Origin of the sequence: Pseudoalteromonas porphyrae (assembly GCF_001298125.1) — a bacterium.
GTDB classification, from domain to species: Bacteria; Pseudomonadota; Gammaproteobacteria; order Enterobacterales; family Alteromonadaceae; genus Pseudoalteromonas; species Pseudoalteromonas neustonica.
In genome coordinates this window covers 32,214-52,158 of record NZ_LHPH01000013.1, presented here as the reverse complement: position 1 = coordinate 52,158, position 19,945 = coordinate 32,214, and the positions used below count along the sequence as shown (strand labels likewise).

Below are 19,945 nucleotides of genomic sequence, written 5' to 3'. Positions count from 1 at the left end.
TTTAGGTGATGTTATGGAAAAAGTATCCAGTTTAGAGACTGTGCAATCGAGTGATTGGCTGATAAAAATATATAAAAAACTTGTCTTCGGTGCCTTTAATAGTCTAAAAACCGGGCATGTAATTTTGTTAGAAGGTAACAATGTAACTCATTTTGGTGATAAAAAAAGCGAACTCAATGTAAAGCTTACAGTTCACAGTAATGCTATGTACAAGTCCTTCGCTTTATCAGGCAGTGTAGGTGCGGGTGAATCATATATCCTTGGTCATTGGGATTGTGATGATTTAACCAAATTAATTGAAATATTTGCCATTAATCAAAATGAGCTCGATGCATTTGAGAAGAAATTTGCATTTTTCAGTAATATTTACTTTCGATTAAATCATTTTAAGAACAAAAACTCAGAGCACGGTTCAAAAAAGAATATTGTTGCTCATTACGATCTTGGTAATGAGCTTTATTCATCGTTTTTAAGCACTGAAATGTTGTACTCAAGTGCAGTTTATCCATCAAAAAGCGCTTCTTTAGAAGATGCACAAAAACATAAACTCGATTTAATTTGTCAGCAAATAGATTTACAGCCAGGCGAAAAAGTAGTTGAAATTGGAACCGGCTGGGGAGCATTTGCAATACATGCAGTAACGCATTATGGCTGTCATGTTACAACCACGACAATTTCAGATGAACAATACTCATACGTAGCACAAAAAGTAGCTGAGCTTGGTTTAGAGGATAAAATAACGTTGCTTAAAAAAGACTATCGCTTACTTGAAGGGCGATATGACAAGCTTGTTTCCATAGAGATGATCGAGGCTGTAGGGCATGAATATTTACCGAGTTTTTTCAAAAAGTGCAATGAATTATTGAAAGAGTCTGGTGCGATGCTAATTCAAGCAATAACTATTGCCGACCAACGTTACAAGCACTATTTAAAAAATTCTGATTTCATACAGCAGTATATATTCCCTGGTGGATGCTTACCGTGTATTGATGAAATGAATAAACAAATAAAGCAGCAGTCCGACATGGTAGTCCATAGCATAAAGGACATAGGAGTCCATTACGCGAGAACATTAGCAGATTGGCGTTCTCGCTTTGTCGCAAGTTGGCCTGAAATTGATAAAACTAAGTTTGATCAGCGCTTTTATCGTCTTTGGCTTTTCTATTTAGCCTATTGTGAAGGGGCTTTTCGCACCAGAGCAACCAGCACTGTTCATTTAGTGGCACGTAAACCTCGCTTTAGCCATTCAAGAGACGACATTGCGCTCGGTTATTAATTTTGCATTGTTTCAAGGTGTTTGGTTTATGGCCTTACTCCTTGAAACTAGAGCAATAATTCCAATACTCTGTGTAATTGGTCTAATGGTTTATCTGTCTAAACAGAAAAAACAAGATTTAATACTGATCACATTTGGCTTAGTTATAGCGCTAACATACGAGTATTTAATGGTTTTATCAGGGATGTTGTATTTTAAACAGTCACCTTTCCCGTTTTGGCTTGTATTATTGTGGTGTGCATTATTACTGACTCTGAATACCTCAATGCAGTTTTTAAATAAGCTCCCTTGGTTTTTTTCTTTATTGGTTTGTGCCATTAGCGCACCTGCAAGTTATTGGGCGGGTGCTCGTTTTGGTGTTATTACCATTTCTGTACCATTATTGCAGTTTTGGCTTGTTTACGGGGTGGCTTGGTCATGTATGTTCAATCTCATTATGTATTTGAACAAACGCTTTGCTCAAAACAGCAATCAAAGCTCACCACAAATTTAACCTTCACTATTAAATTAAAGGTATTCATGAACCGTTTTATAGTTAATACAATCTGTGCGGTGTGCTTAGCCTTTGTTGGTCAATGCGTTTCGGCTGATTTTAAAACCGTCGGAACGTCTCGTTTTGAGTACATTTTTTGGGATGTTTATGACGCTACTTTGGCAACGACTACAGGGCAGTACGAGTTTCCTCAGCACCCGACTAAATTATCACTTACTTATCTTCGCGATTTTGCTGCAAAAGACATTGTCAAAGCAACCAACGAGCAGTGGCAGTACCTAGGAAAAAACCAACTGGTTAAAAAGTATGATGATAAGTTATTGGCAATCTGGCCTGACATAAAAGAAGGCGAGACACTTACTTTTATTACGACTGAAACAGGTGTAGGTACTTTTTATCATCAAAATAAAGAGCTAGGCTCGATCAAGGATGTTAATTTTGCGGATGACTTCCTCTCTATATGGCTATCTGAAAACACATCTGAGCCTAAAATGCGCAAGCAATTACTGGGTCGTTAAATACAATTACCATTTGTTACAAACGCTATCAATAGGAAATAATATGAACAATACAATCCGTGGTTTAATTCTATTTATGCTTGTTTTTTTAACGAGCTGTGCAGCGCCCGATGTCGATTATTACAGCCAAAGCCAGCCTGAGTTTAATTTTAAGACATTCTTCAATGGTAAATTGAAAGCCTACGGTGTCGTACAAGATTATAAAGGCGAACTTACCCGTAAGCTAGTTGTTGATATGGATGCGTCTTGGGATGGCAATAAGGGCGTTATAGAAGAAGATTTTGTTTACGATGATGGGGAAACACAGCGCCGCGTTTGGTATATAACTTTAAACGATGATAATACATTAACAGGAACTGCTAGTGATGTCATTGGGATAGCGCAAGGTGCGAGTAATGGAAGTGTTTTTCATTGGACATATTCTTTAGAGTTGTCTGTTGATGGTAGCAGTTATGAAGTTAACTTTGACGATTGGATGTACTTGGTAACAGATTCTCGCTTGATTAACCGTACCGCTATTGATAAATTTGGTATTGAGGTTGGTGAAGTTACTTTGGTGATTGAAAAAATTGAACAGTAGATAGTTTTTTTATAATAGTATTAAAAAGTCATTAAATTCAGTATTCGTTAATGATATAAGCATTATTTTTTAAGACTATTATCCAAATTTTATCCATTTATTAAGAATTTAAACAAAAATGGCAATTTGCTGTTGCCAATACTTAAAAAATGCATAAAGATAGGTTTTGCGAAGGCAAAATAATAACGAATAGGAATTTAACAAATGAATAAAGCTCAATTAGTTGAAAAAATCGCTACTGATGCAGAAATCTCTAAAGCAGCGGCTACACGTGCACTTGACGCGTTTACTGGTGCTGTAACAACATCTTTAAAAGAAGGTGATTCTGTTGCATTAGTTGGTTTTGGTACTTTCTCAGTAAAAGAGCGTGCTGCACGTACTGGCCGTAACCCACAAACAGGTGCAGAAATTCAAATTTCAGCGGCAACTATCCCAAGCTTTAAAGCAGGCAAAGGTCTAAAAGACCAAGTTAATCCTTAATAAGTTAAAGCACTTATTAACAAAAAAAGGGCTGTTTAGCCCTTTTTTTGTGCTTTTTAATTATTATATTCTTAACGCTTTATCACCACGGCCTATGCCTACAGCCCCAGAACGTACCACTTCGATAATATCGGTCTCATGGCGTAAAGTGTCTAAAAATGATTCAATTTTATCTGTACTGCTAACGAGCTGTAATGTATAACTATTGCGGCCCATATCTAAAATAGCGCCGTTAAATACATCGGCTACGCGAGTAACTGCCGAACGTTTAGCCTCATCTTGAGCATGAACTTTCACGAGTAATAACTCACGCTCAATATGTGCTATTTCAGTCAGGTCGATGATTTTTAAAACATCCACAAGTTTATTAACTTGCTTAGTGATTTGTTCAACAATACGGTCATCTCCCATTGTGGTGATGGTGATCCGTGATAATGAATGATCATCAGTAGTGCCTACAGTTAAGCTATCAATATTATAGGCGCGTTGTGAAAACAGACCAACTATACGCGACAAGGCACCTGGCTCATTTTCTAGTAAAATAGATAGTATACGGCGCATTATGCTTTTACTCCTTTACGTAGCCACATCTCATCAATTGACCCAAGTTTAATCTGCATTGGGTAAACGTGTTCTTTTTCATCAACACAAATATCTAAAAATACTAACTTGTCAGTAATCGCCATAGCTTTGTCAATCGCAGGCTGTAACTCATCTAGTGTATTTACCTTAATGCCTACGTGACCATAACTTTCAGCTAATTTTACAAAGTCAGGCAGTGAGTCCATATAAGATGATGAGTGGCGACCGCCATAAACCATATCTTGCCATTGGCGTACCATACCTAATGAGCGATTATTCAAAGAAACAATTTTGACTGCTAAGTTGTATTGCATGCAGGTTGATAATTCTTGAATATTCATTTGAATTGAACCATCTCCAGTCACACAAATTGAATCTTTATCAGGAAATGCCAGCTTCACGCCCATAGCTGCAGGTAAACCGAAACCCATGGTGCCTAAGCCCCCTGAGTTGATCCATTGGCGTGGATTTTTAAACGGATAGTATTGTGCAGCAAACATTTGATGTTGGCCAACATCTGAGCTGATATAAGCGTCACCATTTGTTGCTTTATAGAGGGCTTCAATAACAGCTTGTGGTTTTATTTTTTCGCCATCATTGCTGTAGCTTAAGCACTTTTGCTCGCGCCAGCTGATGATCTGACGCCACCAATCTTCTTGGGCACTTCGGTCTATATTTAAAGGGCTTTTATCTATCGCGGTCTGTAATTGTTCAAGTACCGTTGCAAGGCAACCTACGACAGGAATATGGGCTTTTATTGTTTTCGAAATAGATGTTGGATCGACATCAACATGGACAATAGTTGCATTCGGGCAAAACTTTTTAACATTGTTGGTTACCCTGTCATCAAAACGAGCACCTAAGGCTAAGATTACATCAGCATTGGCCATTGCTTTGTTGGCTTCTAGGCTGCCGTGCATGCCTAGCATGCCAATAAAGTTGGGGTGTACACCACTGATGCCACCTAAACCCATTAGAGTATTGGTAATTGGCGCATTAAGTGACTCTACTAAACGTGTTAGTTGCTCTGAGGTATTTGAAATGATGATACCGCCGCCAGAATAAATAACTAATTTTTTAGCTTCTAATATAGCAGTTACAGCTTTGCGTATTTGTTTTGAATGACCTTTAGTATTAGGGTTGTAGGTTCGTAATTCGGTTGTGGAAGGGAATTCAAAATCAAATTTTAACGCTGGGTTTAACATGTCTTTTGGCAGTTCAACAACGACAGGCCCTGGGCGGCCGCTACTTGCGATATAAAATGCCTTAGCTAAAATTGTTGGAATATCTTTAGCGCTACGACAGTTAAAACTATGTTTAACAATAGGGCGAGAACAGCCAATAATATCGGTTTCCTGAAATGCATCATCACCAATTAAGTTAGTAGGTACTTGACCTGATAATACAACCATTGGAATTGAATCCATGTACGCTGTCGCAATGCCCGTTATGCAGTTTGTAGCACCTGGGCCAGAAGTAGCTAAAACCACCCCAACATCGCCTGTAGCACGCGCATAGCCATCAGCCATGTGCGTTGCTGCTTGTTCATGTCTTACTAAAATATGCTCAACATCATCTTGTTGAAATAAAGCATCATAAAGATCTAATACAGAGCCACCGGGGTAGCCAAATATATATTTAACCTTTAACTCTTTTAATGCCTGAACCACTAGTTCGGAGCCATTATATTGTTTCGTACTCATCCTCATTCCTCACGTACCTGATACTTTTAATTAAGGTTACAAGTAAATAGTTACCTAATAGACTTAATTAAATTAGTATTACAATTTAAATGCATAAAAAAACCCCCGCTGGAGCGAGGGTTTTTAAAAAGCTGTTTCACCTTTTAATACATCCTCGCAGGGCTTAAGACTAAGACCAGTACGAGAACGTTTATTTGGTGAAATTGATGTTTCATAATATTACTTTTCTTCTGTATGTTTGTTATGAAATTTCTAATGAACTATTTAATTACTCGGTGCCTAAGACACAATTAATTCACTTTTTTATTACCTCTATTTTTAAGTGTTTTACTACCTAATGTCAACYGCCAGCAAGACTATCTTGCATTAAAATTCCAAATTAATTGGTTTTTTATTTTAAGCTAGCTTTAAAATGTGTTTTTTTACGAGGTAATTAAAGAATTTATGCTTAAAATGATAGCTGTTGATGGAGCGATGATTTGATCTCAGCTACAGAGTCTAATTGTAGACAAAGACGTTACGATGACAAAGCTTAATAATAGGAATGGTGTTGAGCTCTAATTATGTGAGAGATAAATATTTTTAGATGCTATTTCATACAATTAATTAAAGATTGAACACAGGGTATTCAGCTGATGTTGCAGGTATGAGCATAGGTGATAGCGCTTAATTTATTCATTAAACGTCTATGAATTGAGTACTAATACCAATCGACTTAGATATTTAACCATTCTAGCGGGCTAAATAAAGCGCTAACAGCGTTATAAATTTTTCATGTTCGACTGCATGGATGCAGGAGGTAGAGCAATGCAGGAGCAATTGCCGAGATCAACACCATGTCAAAATTTATGCCTTGTTATCACCGTATTTACCTGTCGCTATGAGTGGTCAGTAACTTAACTCGATTGGTATAAAATTGTTAGTACAAAGGGCCGTTGAATCGAAAATTGACAGGCACAAAAAAACCAGTTTTAACACTGGTTTTTTGTGCTTTTTAACCGTTCAGAAAAAATTATAGACGGTCAATTACAGCTTGAGTGAAATCGGTAGTTCCGTGGTTGCCACCTAGATCACGCGTTGTACGATCACCGGTCTTAATCACATCAGCTACAGCGCTACGGATGCGCTCAGCTGTATCACCCATTTCTAAATGCTCCAGCATTTGAATTGACGCTAGGATCACAGATGTCGGGTTTGCTAAGTTTTTACCAGCGATGTCAGGTGCACTACCATGTACAGCCTCAAAAATCGCTGCATCTTCACCAATATTAGCACCTGGCGCCATACCAAGACCACCAACTAGACCTGCACATAAGTCAGATAAAATATCACCAAAAAGGTTTGTTGTAACAATAACGTCAAACTCTTCTGGGCTCATTACTAATTTCATACAAGTAGCATCAACAATCATTTCTGTTGATTCAATTTCAGGGTAACGCTCTGCAACTTCACGTGCTACTTTTAAGAATAAACCTGATGTTGATTTTAAAATGTTAGCTTTGTGAACAGCTGTTACTTTTTTACGGCCTTCACGTACGGCAAGCTCATATGCAAAAGTAACGATTTTCTCAGCACCGTCACGCGTGATCATTGACATTGCTTGTGCTTCGTTACCATCTTCTGAAGTCACTTGGCCTAAACCTGAATACATACCCTGTGTATTTTCACGTACTGTGATGATATCAATATCATCGTAGCGGGCTTTTGTTCCGACAAATGATTTTACTGGGCGCACGTTTGCGTATAAACCAAATTGCTTACGTAATGTGACGTTGATTGAAGTAAAACCTTCACCAACAGGCGTTGTTAATGGGCCCTTTAAAGTGATTTTATTACGTGCAATAGTGTCAATAGTCTCTTGCGGTAATAATTCACCTGTTTTCTCTAAGGCAGCTAGACCAGCATCAACGAATTCATAATCAAAATCGCATCCTGCGGCTTGTAATATCTCAAGAGCTGAATCAATAATACTTGGACCGATACCGTCGCCTTTGATTACTGTGATGATTTTTTTGGTCATGAACTTTTCCTATTACGAGTTAGAAATACACGTAAATATGTCGCAAAAATAAACTGCGATAACTTGTTAGATAATTTACGTGAATGAGTTTGAAAATTTAAGCGGCTTTTATAGCAATTTATTCAACTTTTTGCCAGTAAAAACCGTGAAAATAGTCAATATGTCTTATAAAATGCGCTGTTTATACACTATTACTTAAACCTAGACTGGTTAATTGTGAATAAAAATTCGCAGTACTAGGCCAGCCAAGTTCTTTTAATACAGAATCTAAAATTTGCTTTTGCCACGGGCTGAGTACGTATTTTGGTTGATATACTTGTGTTGAAATTAACTTAACCGCAACCCATAACTTAGCCGAATCACTGAGTGATTTCTTTTTATGTTGCTCAGCATCCAATAAGGCTTGAGTCCATGGGTTATCACTTAAAACGGTGAGTAAGTACTGGCTGAGGGAGTCAGGGTCTAACTGTCGAACACCAAATAACCATGAGAGTAGGGGGCTTTTATCATTATTTGGTTCTTTACTATGCAATGTTTTTCGGCTTAGATCAGTACTTGCGTGCTCAATCAAATAACTTATATATGCATAAACAGGCAAGGCAAGTTGCTCAAATTGTTGCTCACTATTATGTCTGAAAAACAGTGCTAGAATATTAATTATACCGCGTAAACGACAATGAATATGACGCTGTAAAGGGTGCTTATGGGATGTTACAAGCTGCTCAAATAGTACGTGCTGTATTATTGCGGGGGCATTATCTAGGCCGACCATACACAGGCTATGCCGTAAGTCTTTACCAGGTAAATTTTCTTTATTATAAGGTTTAACTGACTGACATAAATTTTCAATTGTTTGAGTTTGATTCTGTAATAATTTAATCAGTGCCGTGTATGAATATTCATGTTGTACTTTAACTTGGCTTATCAGTATTAAAAGCGCTTGTTGCTGCTCATTAACTTCCTCATTCTTTACAAGGTGCTCACTAAACCAAACACTGAATAAAACTCGCTTATCTATAATAGGCCGTTGTTTAGCATTGGCATCTAGTTGCGCTTTAATACTATGCCAGCGTATTTTTTGCTCTGTATCAATAGAAATAACAAGGTGTTTTTGAGTTTTATCTTCACCGATGTAAACGAGATCCTGTTCACCATGTTTAACAACACTTCCAGGTACAAAGGGGCCTATGTGTGCAATGATGCTTTTTAGTGCGTATTGTGCAAACTGATTGGGTGTACGTAAGTAAATATCAGCCACCGCTTTATAAACGCTGATATGATCATTGTGTTCACGATAAGTTATATTCATCGCGATTATATTTGCAAGGGCGACTAAAATTGTTGCGCCATCGTAAATCATAATTTGTGGTGTGCTAAGTAAGGCTTGTTTGTATTTATTTAGTCGTGCTAAAACTGCTGAGATATTATCCGTTGGCACCTGAGAAGATTGCAAAAGTTTAATAGCAAGTTGATGGCGACATTGCCACTGCTTTTTTTCTTGTAAATTAAGTGGTTGGCGAAGTGCTAACTTGTTACTTTGCGTTTGAACACATAAGTAGTTTGTAAGGCAAACAAAAATGAGTTGTTGTGTAACTTTACTATCATAACCTAAACTTTTGCAAAATGCGGTGATCAATACACATTGATTGACAACTAGGTTCGTCGTATACCCATAGCTTTTTACGTACAAAGTAAGTTGAGCCTGCATAGCATGTGGTGTGTGCTCATAGACTTGATAATAGCGTTCAGCTAATTGACTAAGTAGTGGATAAATATTGGGCCATTGGCTTTTATTATTATAACAGCGCAGCACTTGGTGTGTTTTTTCAAAAAGGGTTACCAGTGATTGTGGATTGACGGTATCCATTATTTAATATTATCCTTCGCGCTGATAGGCATCAAATGCACTTGGGCCCCATAAAACTAATTCACCATTTTTAAATAGTAACCCCGAGCACTCATCCATAGTGGTGATCCCGTCTGACTTTATATGCTGAGTGCGGTAGAAAATAATTTGCCATACTTCTTCTTTATCACGCTTTGCAAAGGTAAGATCTGGACTACCTAAATAATCTAATACGCTGTTCAAATTAACGGGATTTTCTATCGTTAACTTATCAATATAACGCTTATTGAAAGCTTCGCGGTCTTGCCAAATCATTGCTTGAGGGTCATCTTTATAAAAAGTAATAACCAAGGTAGCAATTAAAGCATAGACACCTAAACCTAATATTAGATAGCGAAAAACCTTTTTAAACATCTGACACTCTTACACTGAAACTTAAAATTGAGTATACGCATAGTTGAAATTCAGTGCCATGCTAATGCGATTAATTGAGTCTTAACTGCTTTAAACTAAAGCCTAAGTTTATATCTGTGCGCAAACTAACCAAGTTTTTTGAAATAATATAGTCTTCCATACCAGACGCTAGTTTTTTACGGGTGCCGGGAGAAAGCGATTCATCATTGGCGGCTAACGTAATATCAGCGTGTTTAGCTATCACGTCTTGTGCTGTTTTAGTTCCAACACCTTTTATTCCAGGAATATCATTGGTTTTATCACCAGCCATGGCCCAAAAATCAATCAACCTAGCTTGTTCAACACCAAAGCGTTGGTGTATGGAATTTAAATCTAGATACTCTTTTTTAAAATAGTCGTACACACTAATGTAATTATTTAGGCTAGGTAAAAAGCCCTTGTCGGTAGATACAATAGTCGAATGTAGCTGATTCTTTGCCATCTTATGCGCTAAAGTGGCAATAATATCATCAGCTTCATCATTAACGGGTGCAAAAACAATAATACCAGTTTGCTCTATGGCGTGTTTAAATTTAGCGAGTGAATTTCTTAAAGTTTCAGGCATTGGTGCTCTGCTACTTTTATACTGCTTGTAATAATGATAACGCCAGCTTTTATCGCCATCAAAGACTGCAATAGCATGTGTTGCTTGGGTGATTTTTAGTAATTTTTCACAGGCATGCGCTACACGCGCGCAGCACGTTATAATCATTTGCTCATCGCTGCCTTTATTTTGATTACTATCAACAGCATAGATACGCCTAATTAAATTAAGCGCATCTATTAAAAGTAATTGTCCAGACACTAAATAAAAATCCTCATGCTTTAATTTCGTAACATGGAGTATATTTACTGCCGGGAAGTTTCATTCGTCCTTGTTCAACAAATGCACGTAATAATTTATCCATGGCGTTCATTAATTCAGGTTCACCACTTAAAATAAAGCGACCGTCTTGTTTTATTGCTTGGATCCCTTCATCTTTTACATTGCCGGCAACAATGCCAGAGAATGCACGACGTAGATTAGCTGCAAGCTGTTGCTTAGGTTGATCTAAATGAAGATCAAGTCCCGCCATATTTTTATGCGTTGGGGAAAATGGCTGTTGAAAATCGTTTTCTATTTTCAGTGTCCAGTTAAAGTAGTAAGCATCGCCTTGGCTCTTGCGGTAATCGCGTACATTAGCCATCGCAGATTTTAATTTAATACCCACTAATTCAGGGTTATCAATGATCACTTCAAATTTATCAAGAGCTTCAGTGCCTAACGTCATTTCTACAAATTTGCAGAGTTCAATGAAATAATTTTCGCTTTCTTTAGGCCCAGTTAAAATGACAGGTAACGACTGCTTTTGATTCTCAGGATGTAATAAAATGCCAAGTAAATAAAGCAGCTCTTCGGCCGTTCCCGCACCACCTGGAAAGATAATAATACCGTGAGCCGTTCTAATAAATGCTTCAAGGCGCTTTTCAATATCAGGAAGGATAACGAGTTCGTTAACGATTGGATTAGGTGGCTCTGCGGCAATAATGCTTGGTTCTGTTAAACCTAAATAACGGTTGTTGGGATTACGTTGTTTGGCGTGGCCAATTGTTGCGCCTTTCATTGGACCTTTCATTGCGCCAGGGCCACAACCGGTACAAATGTTTAAGCCTCTTAAGCCCAGTTCATAACCAACTTGTTTGGTATATTTATATTCAACTTCATTGATCGAATGTCCGCCCCAGCAAACTATCATACTCGGATCGCTGTTCACGCGAAGTGCAGCAGCATTACGCAACATATCAAAGACCATATGAGTAATGCTTTTTTGATCTGTTAAGTCTTTTTCGTATTTTTGGCAAATAAACAAGATGTCGCGTATCACAGAGAATATATGTTCGTGGATACCTGTAATAATTTCACCATCAACAAAAGCCGTAGTAGGGGGGTTAATTAATTCAATCTTAATGCCTCGCTCACGACTTACTAAGCGAATGTCAAAGTCTTTATATTTATTATAAATTTCAAGGCTTGAATCTGTATGGCTACCAACATTAAGTACTGCTAACGCGCAATTTCTAAATAATTTATAACGTTCACTCGTGGACGATTGCTCTAATAGGTCTACTTCTAATTGTGACAGTAAATCTAACACACCGGTTGGGTTTAACTGTATTAACATAGGCATTCTCCTTGCTGAAAAGCAGTTCGGTGGTCGTGATTATTTACTGATACATATTCGGTCACGACCTGTATTTTTAGCTTTGTAAAGCGCATCATCAGCGCGATCAAATGCACTTAAAGGGGTATCCCCTTTTTTAAACTGAGTAACACCAAGTGAAATTGTAATTTCGACTTGTTTATTCTTAAATTTAAATGGAATGCCTTTCACAGCCTTACGTAGTTTTTCAAGGGGCTGACTTGCATGTTCAAGTGACATACCTGGCATTAATAAAACAAACTCTTCGCCACCATAACGTGCAATAAAGTCAGATTTACGAATCGACATTTGCAACGCTTTTGCAATTACTTGCAATGTTTTGTCACCAGCACTGTGTCCATACTTATCATTAATTGACTTAAAGTGATCAACATCAATAACCACTAATGTCATATCTGATTCTTGGACTGCAAAAAGGTGAAACTCATGATTAAAGCGTTCATCAAATGCAGCACGATTAGGTAATTTAGTTAAACCATCGAGTAGGCTTTTAAAACGCTGTTCATGTAAACGTTTTTTATACTTGGATAGCTTGCCTTCTAAACTACCAATTCGTTGATTTATTTCGTTAAAACTGGAAATTAACGCTTGACGGTCTTCTTGTTCAAGGCGTTCTTTTTCAATTAAATCTTGGCTAAGCGACTTTAATTCATTATCAACGAGTGCCTTTAACGATGAGATAGACGTTGCATTTTGCGTTTGTGACGTTAAATTATTTATTTTACTTTCGATTCGTTTATTAAGTGCATCAAATTCAGCTCCCATCGATTGTGAGTGTTTGCTGGTTGAGACAATTGAATGATGTAATTCTTCAAGTGTTTGATTTAATGATACTAAAAAGCTTTGAGCGGATTGTCGCTCTTTACTTATATTACCGGCAATAATACGGATAATTTCAATTGCTGAAACTAATAAGTCATCCACAGTATCCGTTTCAGAGATATTATTTTTTATTGTTTTAACTTGTTCCGCAGCTTCATCTTCAAAGACTAAATCATTGGCTAAATTTAAGAGTTCTTTTGCCAATGAGGGTTGTAATGATGCTTGCTTAGAGTCAGTTAATGTAAGTTTTGCATGTAAAGCTTGATGGTAAATAGTAACAAGGCGGTTAAGAATAGGAATGAAATCCCTATTTGATTGGACCTGATTTAATTCATGATCGAGCAAGTGACGTAACGTACGTCTTGCGTCATCAGGCAGCCCTTTTGTTTTTTGCAGCTGTTTACCGGCATCTTGAACACTATTGTAAAGTTCACGCTGATGAGCTGACTGTAGGGCTTCTTGCCCCTTTAATAGAGTAAGAACTTCATCAATAAGCGGCGCGAACATTTCAAAATCGACCCCTTTTGCTAATGCACTACGAAATTTAGCTAAACGGTTATCAAGTTCAATGTCCATACCTTTACAGCTTAATGATAATTTAGCTGAAAAATGGGTTAATGTATCGACCTGTTGTTTGCGCGCATGCTCTATCACCATGCGCGACTCAATGGCTTGTTTAAGTTTTTTATTTAAAACTTCGATCTGTTGTGACACTGATAGCTACCGCCATTGATTAAATCTTTATATTGCCTTAAGTTTACAACAAAATTGGAACAAATGTAGTCGCGAAGTCAAAAACTTAGCATTTGATGGTGATTTTTATTCATCGGGCTTATAACTGTGTCTTTTTGTCGCTTTTAATTCACATTAATAGCCATCATTGTTAGGCTAATTTATAACATAGCAATGATAATTTAGAATAAAGAGTCTATATGAAACGTTTTTTAGCATTATCGGTATTAGCAGCACTCTCTCCGTCAGCATTCGCTGACGTAAATTACTCTCTTGAGATCACTCAACCAGAGCATCATTTAGGGAATGTAAGTGTTGCGTTTCCTCAAACAGCACAAGCTCATTTAGATGTTAAATTACCAGCATGGCGCACGGGTCGTTATGAGATTTTAAATCTGGCTAATGGTGTGCGTTTTTTTCAAGCAAAAGATGATGAAGGTAAAGCGCTTAATTGGGAAAAAATAAATGCCAGTACATGGCGTGTGCACTTAGACGAACCAACTGATGTGCAAATAGATTACCAAGTGTATGCCAATGAATTAGGTAAGCGTGCCCGTCATATCGACGATAGTCATGCATTTATTGATGCATCCGGCTTTTTTATGTTTAGTGAGTCATTTCGTCAAGAGCCTGTGACGGTAACTCTAGATGTTCCAAAAGCGTGGCGTTCTGTGTCAGGAATGGATAACGCAGGCTCAAAACATAGTTTTAAAGCTGCAGATTATGATGTACTGGTCGATTCGCCAATCGAAACAGGTCTTAATGAACATCATACTTTTAAAGTGGGTGGTCGTGACTATGAGCTAGTGATCTGGGGAGAAGGGAACTATGACGTTGACTTAATGTTAAAAGACCTTAAAAAACTAGTCACAACAGGCAATGTGATCTGGGATGATTATCCGTACGAACGCTATGTATTTATGGTGCATGCCACATCAGGTGCTGGTGGTGCAACAGAGCATTTAAACTCAACCATCATTCAACGACCGCGAGATCGTTTTGGTTCGCGCGAAGATTACCTGGCATTTATTAGTACGGCAGCGCATGAATTTATTCATACGTGGAATGTCAAAGCGTACCGCCCAGAAGGGTTAGTACCTTATGATTATACGAATATGAATTTTGACAAGTTACTGTGGATTGCCGAAGGTTCAACTAGTTACTTTGAAGATCATTTAATGGTTCGTTCTGGTATATCAACGACAGATGAGTTTTTTAAAAGTTTAACAAAAACAGTTAACCGCCATTTATTAACGCCGGGTCGGGACGTACAAAGCGCCACTGAAACAAGTTTTGATAAATGGATTAATCAAGGTGGTGACCACGCGCGTAACTATAGCACCAATATATACTTAGAAGGGTCATTAATCTCCATGGCGCTTGATATTGATCTACTTGAGAATAGCCAAGGAAAGCAAAGTTATCGCGATGTTCATCGTGCTCTTTATAATTTACATAAACTCCCACAAGGGTTTAGCGTTGATAATGTGAAAGCGATTTTAAAAGACTTAACTGGGCGTGACTATAGTACGTGGTGGGCTGCAAATGTAGACTCTCCAGCTAAAATTGATTTTGATATTTTACTTAATAAAGTAGGGCTTGTGCTTGAACGCCCTAAAGGTGCTAAAACATTAGCAAGTGTTGATGCGATGGCTAAAAATAGTGGCGAGTTACTTACGCTAACGCATGTTCGTCGTGGTGGTGCTGCGTGGCAAGCGGGCTTAACAACGGCAGATAAAATTGTAGCGATTAACAAAAAGCATGTTGGAAAAGATTTAAAAGCGAGTCTGGAAACATTCAAAGCGGGTGACAAAGTGACGGTTGACTTTATACGCCGTGATGCACTAAAAAGCACGACACTAACTCTTACTGAAGACTTTGATAAAGCTAAAAAAATCGTCGTAAATAAAGAGGCTACTGAACAGCAAATGGCATTGTTTAAAGCATGGATGGGGGTCGATCATCCTAATCTAGTTAAATAATTAACATGACGAATGACTATACCCAAACTACCTCAAGATGAGACGCCCAACGGGTTGGTTTAAAAGCGATTTACACTGCATTATTGATTTTAATAAGGGAACAACCATTATTTTCAATCAATGCCTTGCCTAAATCGCTTTTAATTCCAACTGAAACTGGATCTTGAGATGGCTTGGGTATAAATGGAGCTGCGGCTCCTTTTTTTGTTATTAACCAAACTTTGCTTGAACATGTGATCTACAGATCAACTTACAGTGTTTTAAGCTACATAGAGCTTAAAAATTGAACCAACGAAGTGAAAGGTGCTAAGTTACACGTAGTTCATCAATTAAAAGGAATAATAATGAAATTAGAGTCGTTAGCACTTCATCATGGCTATGAATCAGAAGCCACCACAAAATCTGCCGCGGTGCCTATTTATCATACTTCATCTTATACATTTGATAACACTCAGCATGGCGCTGATTTATTTGACTTAAAAGTACCAGGTAATATTTACACTCGAATCATGAATCCCACCAACGCAGTTCTTGAGCAGCGACTAGCTGCAATGGAGGGCGGAATTGGTGCCTTGGCAGTTGCTTCTGGAATGGCCGCAATTACTTACGCAATACAATGTTTATGTGAAGTGGGCACTAATATTGTTAGCACCAGTCAGGTATACGGTGGCACGTACAACCTATTTGCCCACACATTACCACGCCAAGGTATTGAAGCTCGCATGATCAAAGCTGACGACTTTACTGCTTTTGAAAATGCTATAGATGAAAATACCCGTGCTGTTTTTTGTGAGTCAATAGGGAACCCTGCTGGTAATATTGTTGATATAGCACGCCTTGCAGAAATTGCACACAAAAAGGGTGTACCGTTGATTGTTGATAATACCGTTGCAACGCCTTACTTATGTCGTCCGTTTGAGCACGGTGCAGATATTGTTGTGCATTCATTAACTAAATACATTAATGGCCACGGAACTGCCATTGGCGGCATCATCATTGATTCGGGTAAATTTGATTGGAAAGCAAATGCGACACGTTTTGCTATGATGAACGAGCCCGATCCGTCTTATCATAATGTTGTGTATACAGATGCATTCGCTGAGGCTGCTTTTATAGGCCGTTGCCGTGTTGTGCCATTAAGAAATACCGGCGCAGCATTGGCCCCTAAAAACGCGTCAGACATTCTAATTGGTCTTGAAACACTTGGCTTAAGAATGGAACGTCACTGCGAAAATGCCCAAAAACTCGCTCAGTACCTTGAAGATCATCCTAAAGTGTCTTGGGTTAATTACGCAGGCTTAGCATCAAGCCCTTATAATGAAATGAGTAAAAAAATGACGGATTCAAAAGCATCTGGAATTTTAAGTTTTGGCATTAAAGGCGGGGCCCAAGCAGGCGCTCGCTTTATTGATGCGCTTAATATGGTCTTGCGGCTGGTTAATATAGGCGACGCCAAATCACTTGCTTGTCATCCCGCATCCACAACTCATCGTCAACTCAATGATGATGAGCTTGCAAATGCAGGCGTTAGTCGAGATTTAGTTCGTTTGTCGGTCGGCATTGAAAGTATTGACGATATTATTGCAGATGTAAGCCAAGCCTTAGAGCGTGCTTAACTATAATCTATAAGCCTCTTATAGAGGCATTTTCCCTCTCAAATTTATTAATTAATCAATATATTAGGGCGTGTTGACCTTTGTGGATTGAAATTTGTTCAATCTAGGGGCGATTTAATCGCGGCGCGAGGTTTGTAGCCTAGCGGGCTAAGTCAAAACCGAGCAACAAAGAGTCAATCGCCCCTAGGAAGAACCCTTTGGGCAGCGCATGTTTGGCATTTATACTGCGTTATCGCCTATTTATGGGGAACAACCACACTGCATAGGCGCTGCCTTGCCTAAATACCAAACATACTGCTGCAAAATTAATCACGAAAGGTCAACACGCCCTAATTTCTGACCGTTATAATGTAACAATTCATTGCAGAGCGATTGACCTCAAGTGTACTTCGCGCGTACCCTATTGCGAATAAAATAAAAAGGATTATAAAATGCGTTTAAAACCTCTCATTGCAACACTTGCTGTTGCATTTTCGACGACAGTTATTGCAGATGAAGGAATGTGGCAGCCACATCAACTTCCAGAACTTGAATCAATACTAAAGGCTAAAGGGCTTGAAATTGATGCTAAATCTATTTCTAAGCTTACAGAATTCCCGATGAATGCTGTAATTAGTTTAGGTGGGTGTACGGCATCTTTTGTATCACCAAAAGGCTTAGTCGTTACCAATCATCATTGTGCTTATGGGTCTATTCAATATAACTCAACGCCTGAAAATAACATTTTAGAAAACGGCTTTTTAGCAAAAACACCCGCTGAGGATTTACCTGCGGCACCAGGCTCTCGCGTGTATGTTACAGAAACCGTGACCAACGTAACTGATAAAGTAATCAAAGGCACTGCAAAGTTGAGCGCAAAAGCACGTTACGATGCGCTTGAAAAAAATGAAAAAGCCCTCGTTGCTCAGTGTGAAGCTGATGACAATTACCGTTGCAACGTATATTCATTCCACGGTGGTTTAGAGTTTTACCTTATTAAATCATTAGAAATTAAAGATGTACGTTTAGCATATACGCCGGCAATGGGTGTAGGAAAATACGGCGGCGATATCGATAATTGGATGTGGCCACGTCACACCGGTGATTTTGCATTTTACCGTGCCTATGTTGGTAAAGATGGTAAGCCAGCTGAATTTAGTGAAGACAATGTACCGTACGTACCAGACTCTTACCTAAGTGTAAGTGCCAAAGGCGTTCAAGAAGGCGACTTTGTTATGGTAACAGGTTACCCGGGGCGTACTAATCGCTACCGAATTGCTGCGGAAGTTGATTATGTATTTAACACCAGCTACCCAAAAGCGCGTAAACATAACTCAAAGTATGTGTCTTTGATTGAAGAAAACTCAGAAGATGGTAGTAAAGCGCGAATTGCTTATGAAAGCACAATTGCAGGCTACAACAACTACATTAAAAACTACGGTTCAATGATTGAAAGCTTTAATAAAGGCAGTATGTTTGAGCGTAAAAATCAGTTTGAGCAAGACTTAACAAACTGGATCAATAGCGATCGTAAACGTAAAAATCAATACGGTAAAATCTTAGATGAATTGTCGGCTTTAGTTGCACAGTCTCAAAATCATAATGAACGTGACCGTATGCTTGGCTATGTACATCGTTCGCAAATGATCAGCACTGCACGTGGTTTATATCGTTTAGCATATGAAAAACAAAAGCCAAATGCAGAGCGTGAATCTGGTTATCAAGAACGTGATTTACCGCGTTTTGAAGCGGGCTTAAAGCGTATGACACGTCGTTTTGATGCAACAGTTGATAAAGCAATTTTATTACACTTTTTAGAGTTGTATGCTGCGTTACCAAAAGCAGAACGTTTTGAAGATGTTGATAACGCATTTAAACTACAAAATGGGTTTGATAAAACAAAGCACAGTGAATTACTCTCGCAAATGTACGCAAATTCATCACTTAATGATGAAGCCGCTCGTTTAGCGTTATTTGAACAACCTTTAGCGCAGGTAGAACAAAGCGAAGACCCATTTATGCAATACGCTAAAGCGATATTTGCAGTAATGAAAGCAGAAGAAGATAAAGACAAAGCGCTTGCTGGTAAATTACAAGCTGCACGCCCGCAACTAATGAGTGCAATCATTGCATTTAACAAAGCACAAAATAAACCAGTTTATGCTGATGCTAATAGCACGTTACGGGTGACGTATGGCACGGTTGGTGGTTATTCGCCACAAGATGGTTTGGTTGCAACGCCATTTACCTCACTTGAAGGTTTACTCGCTAAAAACACCAATGTTGACCCATTCAACGCGCCTGAAAATCTACAAAAACAGATTAAAGCTAAGTTATATGGCGATTACACCGGTGGTATGAATACTGTGCCAGTTAACTTCTTATCAAATGTTGACACAACAGGCGGTAATTCAGGCTCACCAACGCTTAACGGCAAAGCTGAGCTTGTTGGTTTATTGTTTGATGGCGTGTACGAAAGTATCATTGGCGATTGGGATTATAACCCTGCACTTAACCGCTCAATCCACGTCGATTCACGCTATATGTTATGGGTGATGGATAAAGTTGATAACGCAGAAAACTTATTAGATGAAATGAAAATCGTAAAATAAGTAATAGCTAAAATAATCAAAAGGCGCTTACCTTAACCGGAAGCGCCTTT

Annotated in this window: 16 protein-coding genes; 8 read left to right on the top strand and 8 right to left on the bottom strand. The window is 38.4% G+C overall.

From position 1 onward, the window contains the following. The first annotated feature begins 13 nt into the window (after positions 1–13). The 5 genes from ADS77_RS12220 (at position 14) to ADS77_RS12200 (ending at position 3,347) form a co-directional block, all read left to right on the top strand. On the top strand, positions 14–1,276 hold the full coding sequence (locus ADS77_RS12220) for an SAM-dependent methyltransferase (protein WP_054203775.1): 1,263 nt from the start codon (positions 14–16) through the stop codon (positions 1,274–1,276). A 28-nt stretch (positions 1,277–1,304) separates the two neighbouring features. Next, the gene (locus tag ADS77_RS12215; protein ID WP_054203894.1) at positions 1,305–1,769 is read left to right on the top strand and encodes a DUF2878 domain-containing protein; all 465 of its coding nucleotides are present in this window, start codon (positions 1,305–1,307) and stop codon (positions 1,767–1,769) included. A 26-nt stretch (positions 1,770–1,795) separates the two neighbouring features. Continuing rightward, positions 1,796–2,287 carry a chalcone isomerase family protein gene (locus ADS77_RS12210; RefSeq protein WP_082355678.1) on the top strand — a complete coding sequence of 164 codons (492 nt, stop codon included), beginning with the start codon at positions 1,796–1,798 and terminating at the stop codon, positions 2,285–2,287. Positions 2,288–2,330: 43 nt separating this feature from the next. Continuing rightward, positions 2,331–2,867 (top strand): DUF3833 domain-containing protein, encoded by a 537-nt coding sequence (locus tag ADS77_RS12205; protein ID WP_054454651.1) that lies wholly within the window; start codon positions 2,331–2,333, stop codon positions 2,865–2,867. Between the two features lie 204 nt (positions 2,868–3,071). Beyond that, positions 3,072–3,347 (top strand): HU family DNA-binding protein, encoded by a 276-nt coding sequence (locus ADS77_RS12200; RefSeq protein WP_054203773.1) that lies wholly within the window; start codon positions 3,072–3,074, stop codon positions 3,345–3,347. Positions 3,348–3,410: 63 nt separating this feature from the next. On the opposite strand, the gene ilvN is transcribed toward ADS77_RS12200, so the two are convergent. The 8 genes from ilvN to ADS77_RS12160 form a co-directional block, all read right to left on the bottom strand. Continuing rightward, a complete protein-coding gene (gene ilvN / locus ADS77_RS12195; RefSeq protein WP_054203772.1) occupies positions 3,411–3,908 on the bottom strand; it encodes an acetolactate synthase small subunit in 498 nt (165 codons plus the stop codon). Next, on the bottom strand, positions 3,908–5,632 hold the full coding sequence (locus ADS77_RS12190; protein WP_054454650.1) for an acetolactate synthase 3 large subunit: 1,725 nt from the start codon (positions 5,630–5,632) through the stop codon (positions 3,908–3,910). The genes ilvN and ADS77_RS12190 overlap by 1 nt, the downstream gene beginning before the upstream one ends. A gap of 1,012 nt (positions 5,633–6,644) precedes the next feature. Then, complete coding sequence (locus ADS77_RS12185; RefSeq protein WP_054203770.1) at positions 6,645–7,652, bottom strand: isocitrate dehydrogenase; 1,008 nt, start codon at positions 7,650–7,652, stop codon at positions 6,645–6,647. Between the two features lie 181 nt (positions 7,653–7,833). After that, on the bottom strand, positions 7,834–9,519 hold the full coding sequence (locus ADS77_RS12180) for a hypothetical protein (protein WP_054203769.1): 1,686 nt from the start codon (positions 9,517–9,519) through the stop codon (positions 7,834–7,836). 9 nt (positions 9,520–9,528) lie between these two features. Continuing rightward, a complete protein-coding gene (locus ADS77_RS12175) occupies positions 9,529–9,912 on the bottom strand; it encodes a DUF3192 domain-containing protein (RefSeq protein WP_054203768.1) in 384 nt (127 codons plus the stop codon). Between the two features lie 70 nt (positions 9,913–9,982). Next, positions 9,983–10,756 (bottom strand): flap endonuclease Xni, encoded by a 774-nt coding sequence (xni, locus tag ADS77_RS12170; protein ID WP_054454648.1) that lies wholly within the window; start codon positions 10,754–10,756, stop codon positions 9,983–9,985. A gap of 13 nt (positions 10,757–10,769) precedes the next feature. Beyond that, entirely contained in the window at positions 10,770–12,113 is a 1,344-nt protein-coding gene (ppnN, locus tag ADS77_RS12165; protein WP_054454644.1) for a nucleotide 5'-monophosphate nucleosidase PpnN, read from the bottom strand. Positions 12,114–12,152: 39 nt separating this feature from the next. Then, positions 12,153–13,631 carry a GGDEF domain-containing protein gene (locus tag ADS77_RS12160; RefSeq protein ID WP_054203892.1) on the bottom strand — a complete coding sequence of 493 codons (1,479 nt, stop codon included), beginning with the start codon at positions 13,629–13,631 and terminating at the stop codon, positions 12,153–12,155. Between the two features lie 275 nt (positions 13,632–13,906). Between ADS77_RS12160 and ADS77_RS12155 the strand changes: the two genes are divergently transcribed. From ADS77_RS12155 to ADS77_RS12145, 3 genes are all read left to right on the top strand, one after another. Beyond that, on the top strand, positions 13,907–15,688 hold the full coding sequence (locus ADS77_RS12155; protein WP_054454642.1) for a M61 family metallopeptidase: 1,782 nt from the start codon (positions 13,907–13,909) through the stop codon (positions 15,686–15,688). 344 nt (positions 15,689–16,032) lie between these two features. Beyond that, complete coding sequence (locus ADS77_RS12150) at positions 16,033–17,304, top strand: O-acetylhomoserine aminocarboxypropyltransferase/cysteine synthase family protein (RefSeq protein ID WP_054203764.1); 1,272 nt, start codon at positions 16,033–16,035, stop codon at positions 17,302–17,304. Between the two features lie 431 nt (positions 17,305–17,735). Next, on the top strand, positions 17,736–19,895 hold the full coding sequence (locus ADS77_RS12145; protein ID WP_054454640.1) for a S46 family peptidase: 2,160 nt from the start codon (positions 17,736–17,738) through the stop codon (positions 19,893–19,895). The last annotated feature ends 50 nt before the right edge of the window (positions 19,896–19,945 follow it).

What these genes read in the sequence shown, in the direction of transcription:
- ADS77_RS12220 (WP_054203775.1), top strand. Translation starts at nt 14, where the DNA reads ATGGAAAAAGTATCCAGTTTAGAGACTGTGCAATCGAGTGATTGGCTG.
- ADS77_RS12215 (WP_054203894.1), top strand. Translation starts at nt 1,305, where the DNA reads ATGGCCTTACTCCTTGAAACTAGAGCAATAATTCCAATACTCTGTGTA.
- ADS77_RS12210 (WP_082355678.1), top strand. Translation starts at nt 1,796, where the DNA reads ATGAACCGTTTTATAGTTAATACAATCTGTGCGGTGTGCTTAGCCTTT.
- ADS77_RS12205 (WP_054454651.1), top strand. Translation starts at nt 2,331, where the DNA reads ATGAACAATACAATCCGTGGTTTAATTCTATTTATGCTTGTTTTTTTA.
- ADS77_RS12200 (WP_054203773.1), top strand. Translation starts at nt 3,072, where the DNA reads ATGAATAAAGCTCAATTAGTTGAAAAAATCGCTACTGATGCAGAAATC.
- ilvN (WP_054203772.1), bottom strand. Translation starts at nt 3,908, where the DNA reads ATGCGCCGTATACTATCTATTTTACTAGAAAATGAGCCAGGTGCCTTG.
- ADS77_RS12190 (WP_054454650.1), bottom strand. Translation starts at nt 5,632, where the DNA reads ATGAGTACGAAACAATATAATGGCTCCGAACTAGTGGTTCAGGCATTA.
- ADS77_RS12185 (WP_054203770.1), bottom strand. Translation starts at nt 7,652, where the DNA reads ATGACCAAAAAAATCATCACAGTAATCAAAGGCGACGGTATCGGTCCA.
- ADS77_RS12180 (WP_054203769.1), bottom strand. Translation starts at nt 9,519, where the DNA reads ATGGATACCGTCAATCCACAATCACTGGTAACCCTTTTTGAAAAAACA.
- ADS77_RS12175 (WP_054203768.1), bottom strand. Translation starts at nt 9,912, where the DNA reads ATGTTTAAAAAGGTTTTTCGCTATCTAATATTAGGTTTAGGTGTCTAT.
- ppnN (WP_054454644.1), bottom strand. Translation starts at nt 12,113, where the DNA reads ATGTTAATACAGTTAAACCCAACCGGTGTGTTAGATTTACTGTCACAA.
- ADS77_RS12160 (WP_054203892.1), bottom strand. Translation starts at nt 13,631, where the DNA reads ATGGTGATAGAGCATGCGCGCAAACAACAGGTCGATACATTAACCCAT.
- ADS77_RS12155 (WP_054454642.1), top strand. Translation starts at nt 13,907, where the DNA reads ATGAAACGTTTTTTAGCATTATCGGTATTAGCAGCACTCTCTCCGTCA.
- ADS77_RS12150 (WP_054203764.1), top strand. Translation starts at nt 16,033, where the DNA reads ATGAAATTAGAGTCGTTAGCACTTCATCATGGCTATGAATCAGAAGCC.
- ADS77_RS12145 (WP_054454640.1), top strand. Translation starts at nt 17,736, where the DNA reads ATGCGTTTAAAACCTCTCATTGCAACACTTGCTGTTGCATTTTCGACG.